20 protein-coding genes and 2 pseudogenes are annotated in these 22,902 nt (G+C 61.1%); 7 read left to right on the forward strand and 15 right to left on the reverse strand.

From position 1 onward, the window contains the following. Positions 1-48: 48 nt before the first annotated feature. The 3 genes and pseudogenes from RPF88_RS07635 to RPF88_RS07645 all read right to left on the reverse strand — a co-directional run bounded on the left by RPF88_RS07635 (position 49) and on the right by RPF88_RS07645 (position 1,756). Positions 49-510 (reverse strand): Hsp20 family protein, encoded by a 462-nt coding sequence (locus RPF88_RS07635; protein ID WP_337122094.1) that lies wholly within the window; start codon positions 508-510, stop codon positions 49-51. Between the two features lie 180 nt (positions 511-690). Further along, positions 691-821 (reverse strand): annotated as a pseudogene (locus tag RPF88_RS07640) (tRNA dihydrouridine(20/20a) synthase DusA); the annotation flags it as partial. A 17-nt stretch (positions 822-838) separates the two neighbouring features. Beyond that, positions 839-1,756 carry a LysR family transcriptional regulator gene (locus RPF88_RS07645; protein ID WP_337122095.1) on the reverse strand — a complete coding sequence of 306 codons (918 nt, stop codon included), beginning with the start codon at positions 1,754-1,756 and terminating at the stop codon, positions 839-841. Between the two features lie 268 nt (positions 1,757-2,024). On the opposite strand from RPF88_RS07645, the gene RPF88_RS07650 reads away from it, so the two are divergent. The 4 genes from RPF88_RS07650 (at position 2,025) to RPF88_RS07665 (ending at position 5,596) form a co-directional block, all read left to right on the forward strand. After that, complete coding sequence (locus RPF88_RS07650) at positions 2,025-2,684, forward strand: ABC transporter permease subunit (RefSeq protein WP_337122096.1); 660 nt, start codon at positions 2,025-2,027, stop codon at positions 2,682-2,684. 12 nt (positions 2,685-2,696) lie between these two features. Then, positions 2,697-3,446: an ABC transporter permease gene (locus RPF88_RS07655; RefSeq protein WP_337122097.1), complete on the forward strand. Its 750-nt coding sequence runs from the start codon at positions 2,697-2,699 to the stop codon at positions 3,444-3,446. A 51-nt stretch (positions 3,447-3,497) separates the two neighbouring features. Next, entirely contained in the window at positions 3,498-4,346 is an 849-nt protein-coding gene (locus RPF88_RS07660; RefSeq protein WP_337122098.1) for a transporter substrate-binding domain-containing protein, read from the forward strand. Positions 4,347-4,420: 74 nt separating this feature from the next. Continuing rightward, complete coding sequence (locus RPF88_RS07665) at positions 4,421-5,596, forward strand: CapA family protein (RefSeq protein ID WP_337122099.1); 1,176 nt, start codon at positions 4,421-4,423, stop codon at positions 5,594-5,596. Here RPF88_RS07665 and RPF88_RS07670 read toward each other — a convergent pair. The 6 genes and pseudogenes from RPF88_RS07670 to RPF88_RS07695 all read right to left on the reverse strand — a co-directional run. Continuing rightward, positions 5,530-5,889: pseudogene (locus RPF88_RS07670) on the reverse strand (SAM-dependent methyltransferase); the annotation flags it as partial. The gene RPF88_RS07665 and the pseudogene RPF88_RS07670 overlap by 67 nt on opposite strands. Positions 5,890-6,007: 118 nt before the next feature. Continuing rightward, positions 6,008-6,484 carry a hypothetical protein gene (locus RPF88_RS07675; RefSeq protein WP_337122100.1) on the reverse strand — a complete coding sequence of 159 codons (477 nt, stop codon included), beginning with the start codon at positions 6,482-6,484 and terminating at the stop codon, positions 6,008-6,010. Positions 6,485-6,577: 93 nt separating this feature from the next. Beyond that, positions 6,578-8,710 carry a ParB/RepB/Spo0J family partition protein gene (locus tag RPF88_RS07680; protein WP_337122101.1) on the reverse strand — a complete coding sequence of 711 codons (2,133 nt, stop codon included), beginning with the start codon at positions 8,708-8,710 and terminating at the stop codon, positions 6,578-6,580. 125 nt (positions 8,711-8,835) lie between these two features. Continuing rightward, a complete protein-coding gene (locus tag RPF88_RS07685) occupies positions 8,836-9,807 on the reverse strand; it encodes an ArdC family protein (RefSeq protein ID WP_337122102.1) in 972 nt (323 codons plus the stop codon). A 180-nt stretch (positions 9,808-9,987) separates the two neighbouring features. Continuing rightward, positions 9,988-11,991, reverse strand: coding sequence for a DNA ligase D (gene ligD, locus RPF88_RS07690; RefSeq protein ID WP_224674290.1), 2,004 nt, complete (start codon positions 11,989-11,991; stop codon positions 9,988-9,990). A 600-nt stretch (positions 11,992-12,591) separates the two neighbouring features. Beyond that, positions 12,592-12,777: a hypothetical protein gene (locus RPF88_RS07695; RefSeq protein ID WP_337122103.1), complete on the reverse strand. Its 186-nt coding sequence runs from the start codon at positions 12,775-12,777 to the stop codon at positions 12,592-12,594. Between the two features lie 542 nt (positions 12,778-13,319). On the opposite strand from RPF88_RS07695, the gene RPF88_RS07700 reads away from it, so the two are divergent. Further along, positions 13,320-14,252 (forward strand): ankyrin repeat domain-containing protein, encoded by a 933-nt coding sequence (locus tag RPF88_RS07700; protein WP_337122104.1) that lies wholly within the window; start codon positions 13,320-13,322, stop codon positions 14,250-14,252. Between the two features lie 116 nt (positions 14,253-14,368). Next, a complete protein-coding gene (locus RPF88_RS33310; RefSeq protein WP_127365571.1) occupies positions 14,369-14,584 on the forward strand; it encodes a ParB N-terminal domain-containing protein in 216 nt (71 codons plus the stop codon). Positions 14,585-15,453: 869 nt separating this feature from the next. On the opposite strand, the gene RPF88_RS07710 is transcribed toward RPF88_RS33310, so the two are convergent. From RPF88_RS07710 to RPF88_RS07725, 4 genes are read right to left on the reverse strand one after another with little or no spacing between them, the layout of a single operon-like run. Further along, a complete protein-coding gene (locus RPF88_RS07710; RefSeq protein WP_337122105.1) occupies positions 15,454-16,908 on the reverse strand; it encodes an aldehyde dehydrogenase family protein in 1,455 nt (484 codons plus the stop codon). Next, the gene (locus tag RPF88_RS07715; protein ID WP_245321848.1) at positions 16,905-17,096 is read right to left on the reverse strand and encodes a hypothetical protein; all 192 of its coding nucleotides are present in this window, start codon (positions 17,094-17,096) and stop codon (positions 16,905-16,907) included. The genes RPF88_RS07710 and RPF88_RS07715 overlap by 4 nt, the downstream gene beginning before the upstream one ends. A 56-nt stretch (positions 17,097-17,152) precedes the next feature. Further along, the gene (locus tag RPF88_RS07720; protein ID WP_337123862.1) at positions 17,153-18,331 is read right to left on the reverse strand and encodes an alanine racemase; all 1,179 of its coding nucleotides are present in this window, start codon (positions 18,329-18,331) and stop codon (positions 17,153-17,155) included. An 11-nt stretch (positions 18,332-18,342) separates the two neighbouring features. After that, a complete protein-coding gene (locus RPF88_RS07725) occupies positions 18,343-19,209 on the reverse strand; it encodes a GNAT family N-acetyltransferase (protein WP_064993167.1) in 867 nt (288 codons plus the stop codon). A 299-nt stretch (positions 19,210-19,508) separates the two neighbouring features. On the opposite strand from RPF88_RS07725, the gene RPF88_RS07730 reads away from it, so the two are divergent. Further along, positions 19,509-20,447 (forward strand): ornithine cyclodeaminase family protein, encoded by a 939-nt coding sequence (locus RPF88_RS07730; protein ID WP_337122106.1) that lies wholly within the window; start codon positions 19,509-19,511, stop codon positions 20,445-20,447. Between the two features lie 199 nt (positions 20,448-20,646). On the opposite strand, the gene tdh is transcribed toward RPF88_RS07730, so the two are convergent. After that, positions 20,647-21,681, reverse strand: a complete 1,035-nt coding sequence (gene tdh / locus RPF88_RS07735) for an L-threonine 3-dehydrogenase (protein WP_337122107.1) — start codon at positions 21,679-21,681, stop codon at positions 20,647-20,649. After that, complete coding sequence (locus RPF88_RS07740) at positions 21,681-22,868, reverse strand: glycine C-acetyltransferase (RefSeq protein WP_337123863.1); 1,188 nt, start codon at positions 22,866-22,868, stop codon at positions 21,681-21,683. Before RPF88_RS07740 ends, tdh begins: the two co-directional genes overlap by 1 nt. Between the last annotated feature and the right edge of the window lie 34 nt (positions 22,869-22,902).

A 22,902-nucleotide genomic window follows, 5' to 3' on the forward strand; every position in this document is an offset into this window, starting at 1 on the left:
CCCGGCCGAAACCGGGAGGCGGACCGCAGTTTGATGATGTTACGATGATCAGGCGGCTTTGCGCGCGCGTTCCGTGTCCTGCGAGATCTGCTTGCTGACCTTAGTGTCGCCGGTTCCGATGCTAATGCGGCGCGGCTTCAGCTCCTCCGGAATCTCTCGGACGATGTCGATGGCGAGCAGACCATTCTCAAGGGTTGCCCCCCTGATCTTCATGTGGTCGGCCAGTCTGAACGTCTGCCTGAAGCTGCGGTAGGCGATCCCCTGGTGGAGCAACTGACGTCCGCTCTGGTCATCGGCCTTTTGGCCCACGACAACCAGCTCCGGGCCATGCTGGGTAAGTTCAACCTCGTCCGGGCTGAACCCCGCAATCGCCATGGCGATGCGATAGTCGTTCTCGCCGACCTTCTCGATGTTGTAGGGCGGCCAGTCGGTCCGGGTGCCGCTGTCGAGCATGTCAAACAGACGGTCGAAACCAACGGTGGTGCGATACAGAGAGTCAAAGGTTCTCATAGCCACATTCTCCTTGAAGCAACATGGGTACAAGGGGCGGCCGCACCATGCGGCGCCGCCAATCTTGCCGAGCCGTACGGCCTCGACGGCAAATGAGTTAGGGGCGGCTCAAAATGGGTTCAAGAGTCCGCTGAAAATTTTTGGGAGGCATTGTAAGCTCTCACACATGGCACCGCCAAGGAGATAAAACGCCGCTTCTTCGAGTGATTGAATACGGCCGTAGATGCCTTTGAATTGCTTCCAATTTCCGGCTTCAGGCGATAGATCCTCTCATAGCCGAGCGGCGGGATGTCACGGTTTTCCTTGGGCGCTTCCTGAGAAATTCCTATCAACCCATCGCAGGTGGCTCCGTGGAAAAGGCAGCGATGATCGCTTCGCGCGACACATTTAGTACGTTGGAAAAGGTCCTGCCCTTCTGCCAAATCGCAACGTAGTGATAGAGCGCCGACGGCTCCACTGGCTTTATTCCCAGGTGAAACGCCGCGTATTCACGCGCAATGATCTCATTGGTTATCGAAATACCAAGGCCAGCCGAAACGTATCCGGCTTCGTGACCGTTGCAATCGAACTCCACCAGTATGTCCGGCTCAACGCCGGCGAAGCGCAACGCATTGAAGTTCATTTGGTGGGCGGCGAATTGGGGATCGATATCGACGATCGTTTCGCCTGCCAGGTCGTCAGCCTCGATACAGGTCAGTGCTGAAAAACGGTGGTCGGGATGAAAGATGCATACGTTTCGTGCCGACCCAAGCGGCGCCCAGTCAAACAGACTTGGATCCAGGGGCAACCTCGAGATTCCGAGTTCCGCACGCCCTGCCAGGATGTGCTCGCCGATCTGCTCGTAGCTCCCCGAAATCGACCGGACGTTCGAAGCGGTCTTTGCGTGGATAATCGCCACGGCCTTGGGCAAGGTCACGAAACCGAAAACAGAAGGCGCGGCAATCGCGATCCGCTGCTTTTCCTCGTTCTTCATCGCGAAGATCGACGCTTCCAGCCGATCCAGGGACGTCAGGGCAAGTTCCACGTTTCGCAGGAGTTCCCAGGCTTCCTGCAAGGGGACGATGCGGTTGGCCGATCTCTTGAAGAGTGTAATGCCGAGCGTGGCCTCGAGTTGCTTCACATGTTGACTGACGGCCGGCTGGCTTATTCCGAGCGCAACCGCTGCTCGCCTTGTCGAACCGGCGCGCAAAATTTCTCGGAACACCTTCAACTGACGGAGCTTGAGGTCGCTCTGCAGCAACTCCATCCCGTGCGCTCCTTTTCCTGATACGCCCCCGGGAGGCGGATAACGCCGACCTTCGGGCAACGAGCCGTCTCAGTATATAACGGCACGTTATAGATAAAAGAATAAAAATTATAGATTGAGTGTTTAATTTCAAGCATTAGAATTGGGCATCATTTCAAATTAACCCCGAATTACGAATATAACAATTCGCAACCTTGGGTTATACGACTTGGTATGCGTTAAAAGGGTCGTCATACGTCGCGGTATTGCGAGTCGAGGAAAGTGCCCCATGGGTGGTTTTACTACTCAGTTTGTTGTCGCACTCACCGTGACCATAAGTCTGGCTCTTGTCAGCGGCTGCCTGGGCACGGCATTCGGGCTGTTTCTGGCCATTTCGAAGGGCACGGCACAGCCGCGCCTCAACAGCGTCGTGACCGCCTACACGACGGTTGTCCGTGGCGTACCAGAACTTCTCATTATCCTGCTCATCTACTTCGGCGGAACCACGCTCGCCAGCAAGATCGCCGGCCGGTACGTGGAAGTGAACGCGTTCACCGCAGGGGTTATCGCGCTCTCGGTCGTCTTCAGCGGTTATGCGACCGAAGTGTTTCGCGGCGCGATTGCTGCAGTGCCAGCGGGTCAAACCGAAGCGGCAAAGTCGCTTGGGCTGAACGCCTGGCAGCGCTGGATGTTCGTCATCGGACCGCAGATGCTGCGGCTGGCGCTGCCTGCCTATGGCAATCTCTGGATTTCGCTCTTCAAGGACACTGCGCTCGTCTCGATCGTTGGCCTGACCGACATCATGCGCGTCGCCTATCTGGGAGCCGGATCGTTGCGCGCACCATTGACCTTCTATCTTGCGGCCGCCGCTCTCTACCTCTCACTGACCACCGTCACGCTGCTGTCGATCCAGCTGGCTGAGCGACGCTACCCGGCCCTCGGCCGGTAGGAGGCAGCGACCATGAACCTCGGCTTGATGTTTGACGCAATGGTTGTCCTGCCTTCGGGTGTTGGTCTCACATTGACCCTCACGGTCCTGTCGCTGACGGCCGGATTTCTTCTGTCCGTGCCGCTGGCCTTCATCCGCGCGTTCGGACGTCCCGGCCTCTCGCTCGCGGTGCTCGCATACACCTATGTCATTCGCGGCACCCCGATGCTTGTTCAGCTCTTCCTGCTCTACTACGGCCTCGCTCAGATCGAGGCGGTGCGAGCCAGCATCTTCTGGGTGGTCTTGCGCGACCCTTTCTGGTGCGCCCTCCTTACATTTTCGCTGAACAGCGCGGCACACACCACCGAGATCCTGTGCCGCGGTCTCCAGTCCGTGCCTAAGGGTGTCACCGAGGCGGCCACGTCTCTCGGCTTGAAACGCCTCCAGATCGCTCGCCTGGTCACCTTCCCGATCGCTTTCAGGATATCGCTCCCGGCCTACGGCAACGAGGTCGTGGGAATGATCAAGGGCTCGTCGCTGGCAAGCACGGTAACGCTGCTCGAGATCACCGGCATGGCGAGACAGATGGTGTCGACCACGTTCGCACCCTACGAGATCTTCATCGTCGCCGGAGCGATCTATCTATCGCTGACGTCGATTGCCGTAAAAGCGATCCAGTTGCTGGAGCGATGGCTTTCGACCGACGGCAATCGAGTGCATCGACGCAAAGCCCGATTGCGTCCGCCCTTGCCTGACCCCGAGATCACGACGCCCCTGCCCTGACCGCGGGCTTTTCGGCTCCCCTATCCATCCAAACCAACGAAGAGGTGCATCATGCGCATACCCCTAGCTATTGCTGTTTCTATCGCATCCCTGATTTCGGCATTCCCGGCCGGCGCGCGAAGCGAGCGCGTCATTTCGATCGCCTCCGAAGGTGCTTCGCCGCCCTGGGACAGCACCGACGCGAACGGTCAACTCTACGGTTACGATATCGATGTTGGACAGGAGCTGTGTCGTCGCGTCGAGATCAAATGTACTTTTGTCCCGCAGGATTGGGACGGGATCATCCCGGCACTGCTTGTCGGCAAGTTCGACGTCATCATGTCTGGCATGGCGATCACGGAAAAGCGCAAGCAGAAGATCGCGTTCTCCATTCCCTACGCCGCCGGCTTCAACCAGTTCGTTGTGCGTAAGGACCTGGGTCTCGATCCTGGCGACATCAAGCAGAAGGTCAACCTCTCGACCATCGGGGACAAGGAGAAGGCGACCATTGAACGCCTCAGATCGACACTCGCCGGCAAGGCGATCGGGGCCCTGCGCTCGTCAAATTCGGAAGCGGTCGTGAAGGAAATGCTGGGCGATGTCGTGACGATCCGCAGTTATGACAGCCAGGACAACATGAAGCTCGATCTTGCCGCGGGTCGCATCGACGGCGGCCTCGCCGATTATTTCACCTGGCGGGATTTTCTGGAGACGCCTGCCGGCTCGGATGTGGTGTTTTTCGGGCCGGAACTGAAGGGCGGGCTCTGGGGGCCGGGCGTCGGCGCCGGCATGCGCAAGGACGATGCCGAGTTGCTCACCAAGTTCAACGCGGCAATCGACGCCGCCACCAAGGATGGGACGATCAAGGCGCTGAGCCTGAAATGGTTCAAGAGCGATATCTCGCCGGCCATCTCGCAATAAGCGGCAGCCGACTTCGACATTGACGTGGCGCTGGCCCGAACGCCGGCGCCCTCCCCTCCTTCAAGGCGAGTTCCATGAAAGACCAGTTCTGCGCGGTCGTTACCGGCCAATCCCTGATCAGGCACGACATCCGTGACGTCAAAGACGAGCGCTTCATCGCGGTTACGGACTTCCTGCGCCAAGGCGACGTCGTCTTCACCAACTTCGAGTCGACGATCCTCGGCAAGCACGGCGGGTGGCCGACCAAGGGCAAATACTTCGGATATTCCAGGGCTGAAGTGCTCGACGCGTTGCAGGCCATTGGTTTCAACGCGCTTGCGCTGGCAAACAACCATGCCTTCGATCTTGGAGGTGGCGGTATCCTCTCGACACTGGAGGAGGTGGAAGCCCGGGGTTTCCTGCATGCCGGCATCGGAGCCGACGAGACGGAGGCCAGAAAACCGGGCCGCCGCCGGCTGGGCGCGCGCGAGGTCGCGCTTCTTGCGATGGATGCAGGCCCCGGCCCTACCAACATGTATGCCGAAGACCGCACGGCCTTCCGGCCGCCTCGGCCCGGCGTCAATCGCCTGAACACCGTTCGCAAGATGGGGGTGCCAGACGGACATTTCAGCAGACTGGCAAGGCTGGGCGCTCATTTGCAAAGCTCCCCCTTTGAACTGGCCAACTATGCGCAACCGGAAGACCCGGTAGAGGTGTCGGCCGACACTGAGATCAATTTCTACGGGACCGTGTTCACGCAAGCTGCCGATTTCGGCCGTCTGATCGAAGTCGATCAGCAGAGCGCAGCCATCCATCTGTGCGCCATCCGGCATGCCGCGGCCCAAGGCGATTTCGTAATAGCCTATCTGCACCACCATCATTGGGAACCAGGTTGGCAGGACGTGCCGCGCTGGGTGCAGACCTTTGCCCGGATGTGCATCGACGCCGGCGCGAACCTGTTCGTCAGCCACGGCGCTCCTGTGCTGCAGGCCGTGGAAATCTACAATGGCTCGCCGATCTTCTACGGCCTCGGAAACTTCCTCTTCCACGTGCACCCCGACGAAACCGAATGGGATCCACCAGAAGTCTGGCAAAGCATTGTCGCTGCATGCCGCTATGATGCCGGCGGAAACCTAGCGGGGATAGACCTTCTGCCCGTAGCGATCGGCGCGGCCCCTCAGTCCCTCGGATCAGCAACGGGCAGATCGTCCGCCGGGAGCTTGTCGATGACGGTGAGGCGTGTCGGAAAGGTCGTGCCATGCTTGGCGTAGGCCGAGCCGTCGATGGCGGCGGAGAAGACGACGCGCCCACGTTCCTGCAGGCGCGTGAAGGCGGCGGTCCAGGCCGGATGGTTGGGCGCGAAGTTCGCACCGGTGATCGTCACCAGCCGCCCGCCAGGCGCAAGGCGCGCCAGCGCCGAGGCGATGTGCCGCCAGGCCGCGTCGGCCATGCGGCCCTCGACATTGGTCATGGCCGAAAAGGGCGGGTTCATCAGCACCACGCTCGGCACGGCGCCGGGATCGAGATGGTCGTCGATCTGGGCGGCGTCGAAGCGGCTGGCGAAGACGGCCGGAAGGAGAGAAGTGCCGCGCGATCCTGAAAAGCACCCGGCACTCGTCCGAATCCGGGCCACGATGGTGGAAGGATCGACGCTTTGGGTGTGCGGTGTGACGCCGCGCGAGTCAGGCCGCCGCCCGCCCTTCGACCACATCGGCGCCGACCTCGTCGGCGGTGATGTCTTCAAGACGCGCATTGCGGTATCCGGTCTTGGCCGTCCAGAGTTCGGCCGCATCGCGGCTCTCGGCGAGGTGCAGCAACTCGTCGTGGTCGGCGATCTGATGCAGGACCCGGACCATGCCGACCGCGGGCCGCTCGACGATCTCGAAGCTGAGCGCGCTATCGAGCGAGTGGATGCACATAGTGGTCACGAGCATGATGCCGCCGGAGGAAAAATTCCCTTCGTTGAGCGTAATTGAGGCAGGAGCGCTGTAGGTCGGATGGTCGCGCGGGGGTGACTTGCGGACCAGCCGGCCGAGACCGTTGCGGCGCTCCCAGTCCGCGAGCTTGCGGGTGAAGCGCGCTGGCGGCTTCGGCGCACCGTCCGAATAGCGGATGAGCGAACCGAGCGGGGCGTTGTCGTAGATTATGTGGGCTGACATGGACATATCTCCTGAAACGAAAATGGCCCGGCTGGGAGCCGGGCCGTGAGGTGAAGGGGAACGTCGCGACCGGAGCCGCGCTGTCGATAGGTGCTATTCGGCTGCGACCGCGTGAGCGGTGACCTCATCGGCTGCCACCGAGTCGTCTTCATCATCGCCGCCGAGGAATTCGGGCAAGTCACCCTCCTCGCCCACGTCCGGCTGCATGGCCGGTGCGTCCTGAGTGGTCAGACGGAGTGGTTCAGGCAGCCAGCCACTATCGGCCAGGAGGCGTTCGGCCTCCTTGGCCATGTCACCCTTCTTGAGATGATCGATGAGCTGGGCCGCCTGCTCGCCAGCGCCCTCACGCACGGCTTCGAGGATCCGGGACTTGGTGACCCGGCCGAGATAGTTTGCGACCGTTGGGCGCCAACCCGCAGCCACCATGTCGAGCCCCGTGGCAAGAGAAAGCCGATCGGCCTCGCGCAGCCGCTGATCCAGCCCGTGCTGGGAGACGCCGCTGCCATAGGGGTTGGGCCGTTCGAACAGGGCGTTGATGCCATAGCTGACGCAGTGCGCTAGCAGCGCCTGCCGACTGGCTTCATCGAGACTGTCAAGCCAGACCCACAGAGTCTGGTCGTCACTAAGCGGGATGTCGCCCTTCCATGCCGCATGGCGCTCATCGACCGCCTTGGCCGCCGGGCTGTCTTTGAGGTCGGCGTCCTGCGCAGGCAGGTGGATATGCCGGACAAACGCCTCGACGCAGCCGGTCGCGGAACGCTGATCGAATGTGTCGAGGACGAGCCGATGCAAGAGTGCTGTGATGGCCACATGCTGGTTCTCGGCCACGGCATTGCGCAGCGCCAAGGTGCGATGAGCGGTGAGTTCGGTCACCAGGCGCTCGGGCAGTGGCTTAATGGTGTCGCCCTCATCCTCCTCGGGCTCGGAAGCCTGAGTACCGATGGTGATGGTTGCGCGGCGAGCCGAAAGTTCGTCGCTGCTATCCTCGCTCCCGGTGGTGCCGCCGGACTCGGCGGAGTCGCCGCCGACCGTCTGTATGGCTTCATCCTCGGGGCGCACATGGCCCCGATCAATGACGAGATCGCCATTATGATCGATGCTGATGAACACGCCGGCGCGAGCGATCTCGGTCGCATCGTAGTTCATCGGCCGGCTCTCGAAGGCCTCGAGCGCGGACTCGATCTCGCCGAGGCGCTGATCGACATCGTCGGGGAGTTCGTCGGCTTCGCAATACTCGGCTTCCAGCCGATCGTATTCCTTGCGCAGCGCTTCACGTTGTGCCCACTCCGCTTCGGTCAGATCGGTGGGCGTGCCGGCGAGCGCCCTCAGGCCGTGATTGTGGCCATAGGGCAGATCGATATCGACCACGATCCACTTCCAGCCTTCGGCGGCGATCTCATCTGCGACCGATTTCAGCTTGTCGCGAACCAGGCGGTCGAGCAGCACAGGGTCCTGCAGCCAGCCGCCATTGTCGGCCTCGAACAGGTCACGCAGCACTATCCCGCCGGCTGCGACATAGGCCTCTACACCGACGAACAGCGCTCGACGATCGCTTGCCCGAACCGTGGTTTCGGTCAGCATGCGCCGGATTTGATGCGGCTCCTTCGACCACGAATGTTCGAGCGCCTCCCAGACCTGTTCCTGACGGGCGTGATCGTCGGCCACGGTGAAGGCCATGAGCTGATCGAGCTTCATCCCGTCCTGCCCGTAGATATCGTGCAGCTTGGGCGAGACCTTCGCGAGCCGCAGGCGTTGCTGGACAAAGGTCGCGGACACGAAGAAGCGTGCCGCAATCTCCTCGTGGCTCGCGCCCTGATCGTGCAGGGTCTGGAAGGCACGGAACATGTCGAGAGGATGGAGACCCTCACGCTGGAAGTTCTCGGCCAGCGAATCCTCCTCGATCGGCACCTCGCTATCGGCGTTGGTGACGACGCAAGGCACAGGCTCGGTTTTGACCATGCGCTTCCGCTTGATCAGCAGCTCAAGGGCGCGATAGCGGCGGCCACCAGCCGGCACCTCAAACATGCCGGTCTCGTTGCCCTCACCATCCAACACTGGCCGGACGTTGAGACTCTGGAGCAGGCCGCGCCGTCCAATCGAGGCGGCGAGGTCCTCGATCGTTTCCCCGCGCTTGATGCGCCGGACGTTGGACTGGCTCAGCATCAGCTTGTTGAACGGGATGTCGCGCGAAGCGTTGAGGGTGATCTTCTGCTTGACGGTAGCCATCTTGATTATCTCCGCGACGGGCGGCCGAGACTCTCTCGACCTCCAAACCCGTCACAAAGACCGGCACAGCCCTCTCACTCTACGGACCGCGCCGCACACGGAAGATCCGAGGCACGTGAGGAGGATCACGCCGCCCTCCTGTCGATATCGGTCTCATCGACCTCGCCTGGGCCCGTCCTGGATGTCCCGTCAGGTTGCGGCAGGAAGGAGAGCAGCCAGTCAGCCGCCCTGCTGGCCTGGGAGGCGGCACGCACGATGGCGCGGTTGTCTTCGCGAAGAACCTGAAGCCAGGAGGCCAGGTAGTCGGCGTGGCGCACGGTCGGCACGATGCCAAGCGAGGCGCAGCAAAAGGCTGCGTTCATCTCGGCGACCAGTTCCTCGAAAGCATATTTCTTGGTGCCCAAGGCGCCGCTGAGGTCACGGCCGACGCGGGAGGCATGGCCGGTAGCATGCCCGAGCTCGTGCAGGGCGGTGCGGTGCCAGTCGATGGTCTCGAAATAGGCCTGCGGCGGCGGCACCCGAACATAGTCATGCGCCGGAGCATAATAGGCGCGATCGCCACCGATGCGGAAATCGATCCCGGTTGCCTTGATCAGCGCGTCGACGGCCGGCTCGATCAGTCCAGGCTCTGGTGCAGGCGGAGCCACGGCCAGATCGTCAGGCAGATTTTCACATTGCGCCACGTTGAACACGATGAAGCGCTTCAGGAAAGGTATGGCATGTGCCGCCTCGCCGGTTTCCCGCGCGCGATTCTTCTCGTCGTCAGGGATGAAGCGATCGGCATAGACGAGAGTGGTCCCGTGTTCGCCCTTGCGGACATGGCCGCCCAGCGATAGCGCCTGGCGAAAGGTTAGCCAGCTCTGGACGGGAAAGCCATGCTCGATGACCGCACCCCACAGGATTAGCACATTGATCCCGGAATAGGCGCGGCCGGTCGCGGCGTTGGCCGGCATAGCGAGAGGAGCTTTCGTCGCCGTTGTGCCCCAAGGCTGCACCCAGGGAAAGCGCCCACCCTCCAGCTCGGCGATGATCTTGTTGGTGATATCGTCATAGAGGCTTGCCCGGTCGGCGCCGGCGCGAGCGTAATGTCTGGACATCGCGGTTCTCCGCGACGGGCGCCGGAGGCCCTCCTCCAGCTCTCAACCCGTCTCGGCAACCGGTCCGTACTCTCACTCTAGACGGCTTTGCGAGGGCCTCCCGCAAAGGGAGGACGCTCTCGAATTTGGGCACAGGCGGTCCGCGCCAAATCGGCAAATGTCGGCGACCCCCTGGTATGGTTATTGTTCCCGGACTGCGTGTCGGATGCGGTCGGTAAGCGTTTGTTCGACGTCGAAATAGCCCTCCCAGGCTTCGGGCAACTGAGCCCGCGCGGCGGCGGCGAAAACATCGAAACCGTTGGCGCTTTCGCAGGTGGGCAACTCCTCCCAACTGACGGGCACCGCGCACGACGCCCCCGCGCGTGCCCGAGTCGACCAGGGACAGATTGCAGTGGAGCCCTGGCCGTTGCGCAGGTAATCGAGAAACATTCGGCCCTTGCGCTTCGCCTTGCTCATGTTGGCGACGAAGCGTGACGGATCTGTACGGGCCAATAGTTCGGCGAAGTCTTGGCAGAAGCTCTTGACCTCGTCCCAGTCTGCCTCCGGGACGAGCGGCACGACCACATGAACGCCCTTGCCGCCGGACAGCAACGGCCACGACTGCAGTCCAAGCGCTTCCAGAATGCCCCGAATGTCGAGGGCTGCCTGCTTGACGGCAGTGAAGCCCAAGTCCTCGTCGGGGTCGATGTCGAAGATCATGCGGTGCGGCAGATCCGGCTGCTGGCGCAGGCTTCCCCAGATGTGGAATTCGAGCACGTTCATCTGGACGCCTGCGATCAGCCCAGCTAGGTCATCGACCCACAAGATGCGGCTTTCCTTACCGGACATCTTCGCCAACTGGCCGTCATGGATGGCCTTGGGCATGCCTGGCAGTCTGTGCTTCTGAAAAAAGGTCTGTTGTAGGTCGCCGTCGGTATCGCGCACCAGCGACAGCGGCCGATCCAGTATGTGCGGCAGCATCTTCTCGGCGACCACGGCGTAGTAGGCGGCGAGCGTGGCCTTGGTCACCTTGGTCCCGGGATACATAACCTTGTTCGGATGCGTCAGCTGGACGCCGACAGCAGCGGCGATCTCCTTGCCGATTCCCGGATCGAGATTGGCGGAGCCAAGAGTTGCCGGCGTCTGCGGCATTTCCATCACGACCTGGTCGGCTGGCTTGTCTTCGCGCATGCCCTCAAAGCTTGGATGTCGCAAGCTGCCGTCCGGTGTCACTTCGGCATAGGTGACTTCGGCGACAAGCTCGGGCCTCACCCACCGAGCACGGCGGGCAATGTCCCTCGGAACAGAAGCGAAAGCCGGTTTCTCAATATGGCGCTTCTCGAGCTTCGCCAGGATGTCCTTGCGCATCGCCGCGGAGAACCCCGTGCCGACACGGCCGCGATAGATGAGTTTGCCATTGTCGTAAGTGCCGAGGATAAGCGAGGCCATGCCATGTCCTGTGTCACTCGGGCGATAGCCGCCGACAACGAATTCCTGTCGCTTCGTGCACTTGATCTTGAGCCAACTCCTGGTGCGATCGCCGACGTAGGAGCTGTCGGCGCGTTTGGCGATGATACCTTCGTGGCCGCCCTCGCACATGGCGTCGAACACCCTTTTGCCCTGGTCGACGATGTGGCTGGAGAATTGCAGGCAGTCCTCTGGCAGGCGAGTGCCCAGCAGGGACTCCAGCCGCTCCTTGCGCGCGAGGAGCGGCTGGTTCGACAGATCTTGGCCATCCAATTCAAGCAGGTCGAAGGCGTAGAATTTGAGCGGCAGACCCGCGGCAATGCCGGTTTTCAGCATGGAGAAGTTCGTGCGGCCCTGGCTGTCGATGGAGACGATTTCACCATCGATCAGTACCGAGCCCTTGGTCAGTCTCTGAAGTGGCGGCAGGATCACCTTGAACTGCCGGGTCCAGTCGTGGCCATTGCGGGTATAGACGACGACATTCGAGCCGGAGATGGCGGCCTGGGCACGATAGCCGTCGAACTTCATCTCGAAGAGCCAATCCCCGCCCACCGGTATGTGGTCTGTCAATGTGCAGAGCTGGAATGGCCGAAACCCCGGCAGCGGATATGCAGGAACAGATTCTGAGTCTCTGCGCCGTGTGCGCCTTTTGCCGATGCTTAGGGTGCCATCTACAGGCGACATGCGGAACTGAGATACATGGTTCGATTCAACACCCTGCTTGGGATTCAGTTCCATGCTCAACCATCCACGCGCCGGCGACCGTCGGCGCTCTAAGGAAGAACGGCGTATAAGCCGCAGTCCTGCGCGCGTCGGCAACAGCGGACATTGTCGCGCGCAGGACGGAGGAAATTCGCCCCCGCTGCGGGCGGTGAACGGGACAGCCGTAGGAGCGTCAGCATAGCGCCGGCCGCAGGACGGGACGCGGGACCGACTGTCCCCGTCCGCGGCGGTCCGCATGGTTTGCATTCAGGATGGAAGCGGCCGGCATCGTTCGCGCGCATTTCCTCGTCTCGACGGTCTCGCCGCTAATTGGCACGATAGGATCGGCCGATACGGGGCGAGTTTGCCTGAAAGAATTGGTCAGGTCTTGCCTTCGGCTCTGCTCAATTACGTGGGAGCTTGTGAATTTCGAGCCGGACAGGCCCGCCTCTGTTACAGCTCGTGCAGAAAAGCGCTCGCTCGACCGAACTGAACAGAGCGTCCTTTCCATAGCGCTTGATGAGCCCGGCAGGCTTTACCGTTGCATGGTGCGAACAGGATCTGCACCATGCCCGCAACACATGCCATTCGCGAAGATCGCCGAGCGCCACATCGAGGCCGGCATGGACACTGCCATCAATGATGGTCTGCGGCGGGATCTTTGTAGTGGATCAGCAACATGCCTGGCCGGCGCCGGATAGCGGCTTGCCAGGCTGCCTGACTCACCGCTGAATCGGGAGAACGCGAAATGGTTTCCGCCAAAGCCTGCTCTTCGCGATCCCAGACCTCGATCCGAAAATTGTCTTCCGCTGTCTTTGCCATAGCTTCGCCGGCCAGCGCGATTGACGCCGAGCCTTGGTCCCCTTGCTGCTCCAGATCACGCTGAAATAAGGAACATATTCCTCTCCCGTCAAGAGCATACTCGACGCGTCGTTCTCTTTTTGTTTACATGGCGAAGATAAGCCATAGGAGGGCTACCGAGGTCGGCTATAAGATTCATTCCTGCAAGTCGCGACTCCAACGGCTGGAACGCTGTATTTCCGCCTTGTGATCAACCAGTGCGGAGCAACCGCACCGCCGCCGGCGGGGTTGGAGAGGGGTTTGCCGTAGTTGCTGGCGCCATGGTCGACGTCGCGTCCGCTGCTATCGCCGACGTGGTCCTTCGGTCGTCTTGCGATTTTAGCTAGTTACCGTTTGTCCCTGGCCCGTTCCGGCTCAAGCGCCGAGAGCAGGCCATTAATTTGGTGGGAAAAGGCAATGACATTGGCCAGGAACATCGGCATCACCACCACCGTCCAAGCCGATACTAGGTACATTAGCGTGTACTCACACTCTGCTTTGGGTTAGATTGCAGGTCAATTTGTATGGTCGAGACGAGCAGCCTCAGGGAGGATGCAATGGTTAAGCCCGGACGCAAATGGATGCTATGGGGTTCGTGTGCCCTTTGGCTTCTGGCCCTGCCCGCGCAAGCGAGCAGATTGGGTGATCTAGTCAAGAATGGCGACTTGCCAGCGGTCACTGCCGCCTTGGACAAGGGCCTCGATGTCAACGAAATCGACGGCGTGACGGCACTTTACATCGCCTCAGAAGCCGGGAATGTCGAGTTGGCAGCGCTGCTGATCAGGCATGGGGCAGACGTCAACCTACCTGTCAGCTGGCAGCGAACGCCGCTCTACGCCGCCAACAAGGGCGGCCATGCTGACATCGTCAAGCTGCTGCTAGACAACGGGGCCGACCCAAATCGGGTGACGAAAGCGCAGACGCCGCTGCACGTTGCTGCCGAAAATGGCTGCCTCCCATGCGTCGTCCATCTTGTAGAAGTCGGAGCAGATGTTAACGCGCTGACATCGAATGGAAGTCCCCCGCTACATCTGGCCAAGGTCGCAGGGCACGAGGACGTCGCAGCCTATTTGCGCAGTCATGGCGCCGCAAAACCGGCCATCGCGCCGATTTCACCACGGCTTGCCTCAGCAAACGCTCAATCGGGCAAAGTAATATACGACAGCACCTGCGTGGCCTGTCATCTTTCGCCGGGCGTCAGGGTACCCAAAAAGGTCAGTCTGTGGAGCATCGTTGGGCGCCAGAAGGGTTCACAAGCGGATGTCCAGTATTCATCTGCTATGAAGGACGCTGGTGGTAATTGGAGCTTTGAGGAACTCAATCTCTTCATCTCGAATCCCGCGCTCGCGTTGCCCGGCACGGAGATGTCTTTCCCGGGATTGAAGGACGAGAACAAGCGGGCCGACCTCATTGCCTACCTTCGGACTTTGAGTGATGCACCGCTGCCGCTTCCTTGAGCGCTGTTGTTGGTGGGTAACTTTGGTGCCGAATTGACCTGCAGCGAGCACGCCGAGGCAAGATTTCTATCTCACGGCTTCGTTTCTCGCACCAGCGTATCCCCCTCAGCCAGCTCATCCCGAACCCCGACCAGCCGCGCAAGCATTTCGACCCGGTGAAGCTTCGCGAGCTGGCGGAATCGATCCGCGAGCGCGGCCTTATCCAGACCATCACGGTTCGCCCGGTCGACGGCAAATTCATGATCGTTGGTGGTGAGCGCCGCTGGCGCGCTCACCAGATGATCGAGGCGGCCGACATTCTCTGCGAGGTTCGTCAAGATCGACGACAATGAAATGGCGCTGCAGGCGATCGTGGAAAACTTCGCCCGCGGCGACACGGTGATCATGGACCGTGTCAAAGTCGGCTTCTCCGTTCCGATCGACCCCGATGATTTCTCATGATCTCTGATCAAGGGCGCTGTTTGGCTTAAGAAGATTTGTGCTTTGCTGACGGCGCCGAACCGGTCTGGAGACCCTTCTCTCATTGGTGTAGTCAAGGACTGGATAGCCGAAAGCCGTTGACTATCTGACGCGAACCGCTAGCCGCCCGTTGTCGGCGGCTCCGTGATGGAACTGAACGTTCGCGTGCGATTTTGCACGAGGCATCTCACAACTTGCCGATTTCCTTAGGTATCTGCCCCGTCACGCCGCTGCAATTCTTCCAAAAGCCGGCAGCGGCTGATTCTCTTCGATACGCTACGGTCCGCTCTGGCCCTTTCTGCGGGGCGCCGAGTTCTATGCGTTTTTTTACCCTTTCCTTGGAACACTCGGCCTACTGTGACGAGATATGGAGAGGTGCGATCCAGACCATTCCGGAACGACAGCAAGAGGCCGGCCGACCGCTTGGCCTGTCCAAAACCCGATCATGATTTCCGTCCTCTCCCGCTGCTCCGGAAGGGGACCGCATTGGCGTCGCACGGTCTTCGAACTATGGGTGCAGCCAACCTCACGCGCTCAGACGTTTCGGGTTAGCGAGCCTCTGTTTGCCGCGGCGCTTGGATATTTCCTGCTGGCGGTGGGATCACGACTGGCTTCGGGTTTCCAAGAGACGGCTCGCTCAGCGATATTGATCGGGACCGAGCAGTGTCGGTTGAGGTAGCGGCCTTTCCGAAGCCACATCATGGCCTCCGCCGCGGCCTCAGCGCCACGGCTAGGATGCCACCTAGAAGTAGCCGAGGATGGATTTGACCTCGAGATATTCCAGCATGCCCTCAAGACCATATTCTCGTCCGTTTCCGGACTGCTTGAAACCGCCAAACGGGGCATGCGGATCCCAGGCCGGGTAGTTGAGATGAATCTGACCGGACCGAATGCGCGACGCGACGTCCCTGACGACCTCCAAGTCCTCGCCTTGCACATGGGCCCCCAAGCCGTACACCGTGTCGTTGGCGATGGTGACGGCCTCTTCGACTGTGTCATAGGGGATAATGCAGAGGACCGGCCCAAAAACTTCTTCCTGGGCAACGCGCATATGGGTGCGCACGTCCGAAAAGATCGTCGGCTTCACGTAGAGGCCGACGTTCAGATCGTGTGCACGACCCGGTCCGCCGATGATGAGCCTGGCGCCTTCCGAAATGCCCACGTCGATCATGGTTTGTATTCGGTCGAATTGGGTACGATTGGCGATCGCACCGTGAGTGGTGGCTTCCGAAAGAGGATCGCCGACGACGATCTGGGCCGCGACCCTCTTGGCGATTGCCTCGATCTCGGACAGCCGCTCGCGTGGCACGATCATGCGCGTCGGAGCGCTGCATGACTGGCCGAGATTGCGAAAGGCGGCGGCTATGCCCAGGGAAACGGCGCGGTCGAGATCGGCGTCCGGCAGGATCACGTTCGGGGACTTGCCACCGAGTTCCTGGGCGACACGCTTGATGGTCGGCGCTGCCGCCTGGGCCACCGCAATGCCCGCGCGGGTGGACCCGGTAATGGAGATCATATCGACATTCGGATGGGATGCCAGACTAGCACCCACGCATGCGCCATCCCCTTGCACCAGATTGAACACTCCGGCAGGGAAGCCGGCTTCCTCGATCGCCTCGGCGAACAGCAGAGCGTTCAGGGGAGAAAGCTCGCTCGGCTTCAACACGACCGTGCAGCCTGCCGCGAGCGCCGGCGAAACCTTGGCGGTGATCTGGTAAAGCGGCCAGTTCCACGGCGTAATCAGTGCGCAGACACCGATCGGTTCGTGGGTGATGGCGGTTTGCCCCCGCTGCTTGACGAAGGGAAAGGCTGTCAGCACATCACGCGCAGCCTTAACATGCGCGATCGCCAGCGGCACCTGAGCGCTGCGCGCATAGCCGATCGCCGCGCCCATTTCGAGGGTAAGGCATTGAGCCATCAGTTCGCCCCGCGCCTCGAGCATCACCTGCAGGCGATCGAGCAGACCGGCACGATATTCCGGCGTGGTCCGGCTCCAGGCGGCGAATGCATGGCGGGCCGCAGCAACGGCCACATCCACGTCAAGGCTGTTTCCGAGCGGAAACCGAGCCACAACCTCTTCGGTGGAGGGGTTCACCACGACGCCCTTGGCGGTGCCGCTCGGCTCGACCCATTGACCGTCGATGAAAAACTTGTCCAGGTGGCCGTTGCGCGACAGATGTTCGAGGGGTGTCATCACGCGACAAGACCCTTCATGCGGTCATAGCCACCCAGAACCGGCAGGAACCAGAGGCGCCCGAAATAGCCGGGGATCGCCTGCCAGTTGAAATCCTTCCAGGGGTTCAAGTCAGGGCGCCCATCCATGACATCAGTCGTGGTGCTGCCCATCAGCGTCGACATATCCAGCCCGTAAGAGGTAGACTTCATTTTCTTGACCACCAATGCTGATTTGAGTGGGCGGCATCCAAGGCATAGTTGCGCGCCTACCAGCCGCGCATCCGCTCCCAACGCGCTTCAATCCCGGGGCTGTCCCCGTTAACGACACTGTAGAAATCATGCTGCGCGGCCATCGCACACGCATGGTTGGGCAGGATCCGGACCCGAGACCCGAGCGGCAGTTCGGGCATGGATCTCCCAGAACCGGCACGCATTGCAAGAATACCGTGTTCCTGGCTGGCCTGGGCCACGATCACATCTTCCAGAACCCGCCCCTTCTCGTCGCAGACCACACCGTAACCCTGGTCGATCTGCTGGTTTGCGGTTCCTCTGTCGCGCGAAAGTGCCATCCACCCGGCATCAACCAGCACCCATCCCTTTTCCGGCTTGGAGCCGATCACAGTGGCCAATACGGAAATCGCGATATCGTCGCGGTCGCAGACGCCAACCCCGTGCTGAACGAGATCGAAGAACATGTAGACCCCAGCGCGCAATTCCGTGACACCCTCGAGATCCTGGGCGAAATGCGCGGTTGGCGTCGAGCCGACGCTGACGATCGGACAGGCATGGCCATGGGCGCGTAAGATTTCAGCAGCGCGCACGGTGGCCGAACGCTCGTTCTCCGCTGCCCTGACCAGCGCATCGGGCGTGTTCAAGCCATAGGTTTCGCCTGCATGAGCGAGAGCCCCGACGAGCTTGGCACCGGCAGCGACGACCCTGCTGGCCACGTCGGGCAATCTCGGGTCGTCCGGCTTCAATCCGCCGCGATGGTCATCGCAGTCCAATTCTATGAAGACCGATGGCGTCATGCCGGTGACTTGGCGCGCGTCGGCCAAGACATCGGCCTGCTCCACAGTATCGAGCAACAGCTTCACATCAGCGCCGGTACGGCGACAAAGCTCCATGGCGCGCCTGGCCGAAGCCGGCGAGATGCCAACCGCATAGGTGATGTCGTGAAAGCCGTGGTCCGCGAAATATTCCGCCTCGGCGATGGTCGAGACCGTGATCGGACCGGGCTCGCGAGGGAACGCGTATCGGGCGACGTCGATGCTTTTGGCCGTCTTCATATGCGGGCGCAGCACCACGCCAAGCTCCTTGGCGCGCTCAGCCAGCCGTTGAATATTGCGCTCGAGCCGTCCGCGATCCAAAAGCAGCGATGGGGTAATCAAGGCGTCGATCGTCTCAGTCGTCTCGCTCGCTGCCAGGTTTGCCGCCATCTTGTTCATCATCTCGTTTCCTAGGTGAACGACTGGTTTGCCAGCGCGTACATATGGGCTGAGCCCTCGGAGACAGGCCGCTGCCCCTTGACCATGGCGGTCGCCGAGCTGACCTGCTGGAGGCCGAGGCTCTCGAGCCAATCGCCCAAACCATCTTCGGCATAGATATCGATGCGAACGAATTGATCATGAAGCTTGGAAAGCTGCGCCAAGATCAAAAGCCGCGCATCCTGGTCACTCTCCGCCGCACAGGGGCCGATGACATAGCCACGGCCGAACCTCCTGCTGATGGCGTAGCCGGCAATCCGCCCGTCGCGTTCGACTACGACGACCTTGCCCACATCGGCGAGTGCCGCGACCATCGATGGTCGCGGCATGCCCGTGGCCCGTTCATCCAATGCCTGGATAGCGGCGAGGTCGGAGATCGTCGCCTGACGCACACCGTCACCGCCCTCCCGCGTCACCGCAGTGGTCAGCAGGCCTTGGTGCTGGAGCACCGTGCCCCAGGCAGTGAAGCCGCGACGCTTGTAAAGCGCGAGCCCTTCTTCGGTGGACGTGAGCAGCACGTTGCGACCCTGCGCCGCCTCAAGCAATCCATCAAACAGCCGCGAACCGTTGCCCCCGCCTTGCGCAGGGCCAGTGACGATGATCATGCCGAGGGCGGCAAAAGCCTTGCCGTAAATCCACGACATGGCGGTGCCAATCACCTGCCCTGCCTGCTCGAGAACCAGCCCCCTGCCGACAGTGGCGGCGAATTCCCAATCCTCAAGGCGATAGGGCCATCCCATCTCCTGCGACAGCTTCAGCGCGCCCGGCAAATGACGGGTTTCCAATTTCATCAGCTCCATCGGGTTGCTGACGGTGTCTGTGTCATGCTCAATGGCCATAAGTGTAACGCTGTCATTTTATCCAGAATTGAAGTCGCACCTTAGAGTCGCGTCTGGCGGACAGATTTCGATGCTGTTTTGCCCTTTCAATTCAGCGGGATTGTTCGTTTTAAGCAGTTCCTCGGCATCTCAAATTGCGCAAATCAGGCGAGGACTATCTAGCACCTGGAATCGCTAGCTCGTGGTTGCCCCGCGATCGGCCGACATCCGCACCGTTCGCAATGGGTGTGATCACGCTCTGCAATGACATAGCCGCAATGCTTCCCAGCGATGGAAGCCTGATGCTCATGAGGTTTTGGATGATCTACATCAGCGAAGAAGAGTCAGCCGCCCTTGTCACGCATGAACTTGCCTTCGAGGCGGCGCGGGAGGCTCTCGTGGCAGCAGCATCGAGGCAGAGCTGGGTCTTTCCTGCTGTGATCGGGCGCACAAAGGAGGCGAGCAATACCTTCTCTATCAAATCCGGGTCATCGAACGACCTGACCGGAGTGAAAATCGGCTCCTTCTGGTCGGGCAACCCCGCACGTGGCCTTCCCCGCCACAACTCCACCATCGTGCTGCTCGATCACAATACAGGACGGCTCCGCGCCGTAATCGAGGCCGGAAAGGTGAACGCCTACAGGACGGCCGCAGCCGACGCGGTTGCAGCTGATCTTCTTGCGCGCAAGCAGGCCAAGGTTCTGGCGATATTCGGCGCCGGCAACCAGGCGGGCTTCGAAGTGAAGGCGCTGGCACGCATTCGCGCAATCGAAAGCGTGTTCGTGGTGGCCCCGCCTTCGCTGCGGCGCGACGCTTTTGTCGATCAGATAGGCGAATGGGGCCTGCAGGCGCGTGCTGCCTTGCCCGAAGAAGCCGTGCGTGCGGCCGACATCGTGGTCACGGCGACACCCTCACGCGAACCGCTATTCGATGCCGCTTGGGTGGGACCCGGAACCCATATCGTCAGCATGGGGTCGGATGCTCCAGGCAAGCGCGAATTGCCGAGCGAACTATTTCCCAACGCACATCTGTTTTGTGATCTGCTTTCCCAGTCCGTTCAGATCGGCGAGTTCCAACACGTGCGCGACGAGATCGACGCCGGCGTGCTTGCAGTAACACCAATCGGCGACGTCATTGCCAAGCGTGTGTCCGGGCGCCTCTCCGATACCGAAATCACTGTCTTCGACAGCTCCGGTATCTCCCTCCAGGACCTCTACATGGCTGACGTGCTGATCCGCGCCAAGACGCCCGACCGCTGATCAGCTTCGCACCGAGAAGTCCCCGCCTCGATGGTGCGGCTGCACTGGAACAAAGAGCCATACGACAGAGCTCCGCGGCCCCGTACGAGCGCAACCACACACGGCAGCCCTGAGTGGGAAATCCTCAGGAATCGGAAACGCGTGGCCCCGGAAGTTCATGCCGTAGATCGCGCCTCTCGAGACTAGTCCCGACCGCCGCCTACCAGTCCATCACCACCTTGCCCGAACTGCCACTGCGCATCGCATCAAACCCCGTCTGAAAATCATCGATCCCAATGCGGTGCGTGATCAGGCCGCTGACATCCAGCGGGCCTTGCACCAGCGCGATCATCTTGTACCAGGTCTCGAACATCTCGCGGCCATAGATGCCCTTGAGATGCAGCATCTTGAAGATGACCTTGTTCCAGTCGATCTCGAATCCGGTCGGGGCGATGCCCAGAATGGCGATCTTGCCGCCGTTGTTCATGGTGTCGATCATGTCGCGGAAGGCGGGGGCTGCGCCCGACATTTCGAGGCCGACATCAAAACCCTCGGTCATGCCGAGTGCCGGCATGACATCGCGCAGCTTTTCCTTGGACGCGTCGACGACATGCTGGACGCCGAGCTTTTTCGCAAGCGCCAGCCGCACCGGATTGATGTCGGTGATGACCACTTTTCGCGCGCCGACGCATTGGGCGACGAGCGCGCCCATGATGCCGATCGGCCCGGCGCCGGTGACCAGCACGTCCTCGCCGACCAGATCGAAGGAGAGTGCCGTGTGCACGGCATTGCCCAACGGATCGAAGATGGCGGCGATCTCGTCCGGCACATCATCGGGGATCGGCACGACATTGTGCTGTGGGATAGCCAGATACTCACCGAAGGCGCCCGGACGATTGACGCCGACGCCGAGCGTGTTGCGGCACAGATGCCCTCGCCCGGCGCGACAGTTGCGGCAATGACCGCAGACGATGTGGCCCTCGCCCGACACGCGCTGGCCGACCTTGTATTCGGTGACCGCTGCGCCGAAATCGGCGACCGTGCCGACGAATTCATGGCCGGTCACCATCGGCACTGGCACCGTCTTTTGCGCCCACTGGTCCCAATTGTAGATATGCACGTCGGTGCCGCAGATCGCCGTCTTCTTGATCTTGATCAGCACGTCGTTAGGGCCGATCTCCGGCACCGGCACCTCTTTCATCCAGATGCCTGGCTCGGCGCGAGTTTTGACGAGTGCGCGCATCATGTTGGACATCAGCCAATCACTCCGAGTTCGCGGCCGACCTCACCGAACGCTGCAATTGCCCGGTCGATATCGGCTGTCGAATGGGCGGCGGACATCTGCGTCCTGATCCGCGCTTGACCTTTCGGCACCACCGGGAAGGAAAAGCCGATCACATAGATGCCGCGCTCAAGCAGCATGTCGGCCATCTGCGAAGCCAGCGCAGCATCGCCGATCATCACCGGAATGATCGGGTGGTCTGCTCCGGCCAATGTGAAGCCGAGCTTTTCCATCCCGGAGCGGAAGCGCTGCGCGTTCTCGTAGAGACGTTCACGCAGCCCGTCGCCCCTCTCGATGATGTCGAACACCTTGAGGGACGCTGCCGCGATCGCTGGCATCAGTGTGTTGGAGAAGAGGTAAGGCCGTGAGCGCTGGCGCAGCCAGTCAACCACCGGCCTGCTCGCCACCGTATAGCCACCCGAGGCACCCCCCAGCGCCTTGCCTAGCGTACCCGTGATGATGTCCACCTTGCCCTCGACGCCGCAATATTCCGGCGTGCCACGACCATGCTCACCGACGAAGCCGACAGCGTGGCTGTCGTCCACCATCACCATTGCATCATATTTTTCCGCGAGGTCGCAGACGCCTGCCAAATTCGCGATGATGCCGTCCATCGAGAAGACGCCGTCAGTGGCGATGAGCTTGAAGCGGCTGCCTTCAGCCTTTTTCAGTTCTTCCTCGAGGCTCTCCATGTTTTTGTTGGTGTAGCGGAAGCGTTTCGCTTTGGAGAGCCGCACGCCGTCGATGATCGAGGCATGGTTGAGCGCGTCGGAGATGATCGCATCCTCTTCCGAAAGCAGCGTCTCGAACAGGCCGCCATTGGCGTCGAAGCAGGAACCATAGAGGATCGTGTCTTCCATGCCGAGGAAGCTCGATATCTTTGCCTCGAGCTGCTTGTGTTCCTCTTGTGTGCCGCAGATGAATCGCACCGACGCCATGCCATAGCCGTATCGGTCGAGCGCGGCCTTCGCCGCCTCACGCAGCTCTTCGCTGTCGGCGAGGCCGAGATAGTTGTTGGCACAGAAATTGAGCAGCTTGCGGCCGCCAACCTCGATCTCGGACGACTGGGACGAGGTGATGACGCGCTCGCGTTTGTACAGGCCCTCCGTCTCGATCTGCGAAAGCAGCTCGCGAACGTGGTCGTTGAGAGACGGTGCCATCCTGCCTTCGCTTCCACTGATGATCTTCGCAGCC

The sequence above is a fragment of the Mesorhizobium sp. ISC11 genome, assembly GCF_037162595.1.
GTDB lineage: Bacteria > Pseudomonadota > Alphaproteobacteria > Rhizobiales > Rhizobiaceae > Mesorhizobium > Mesorhizobium ciceri.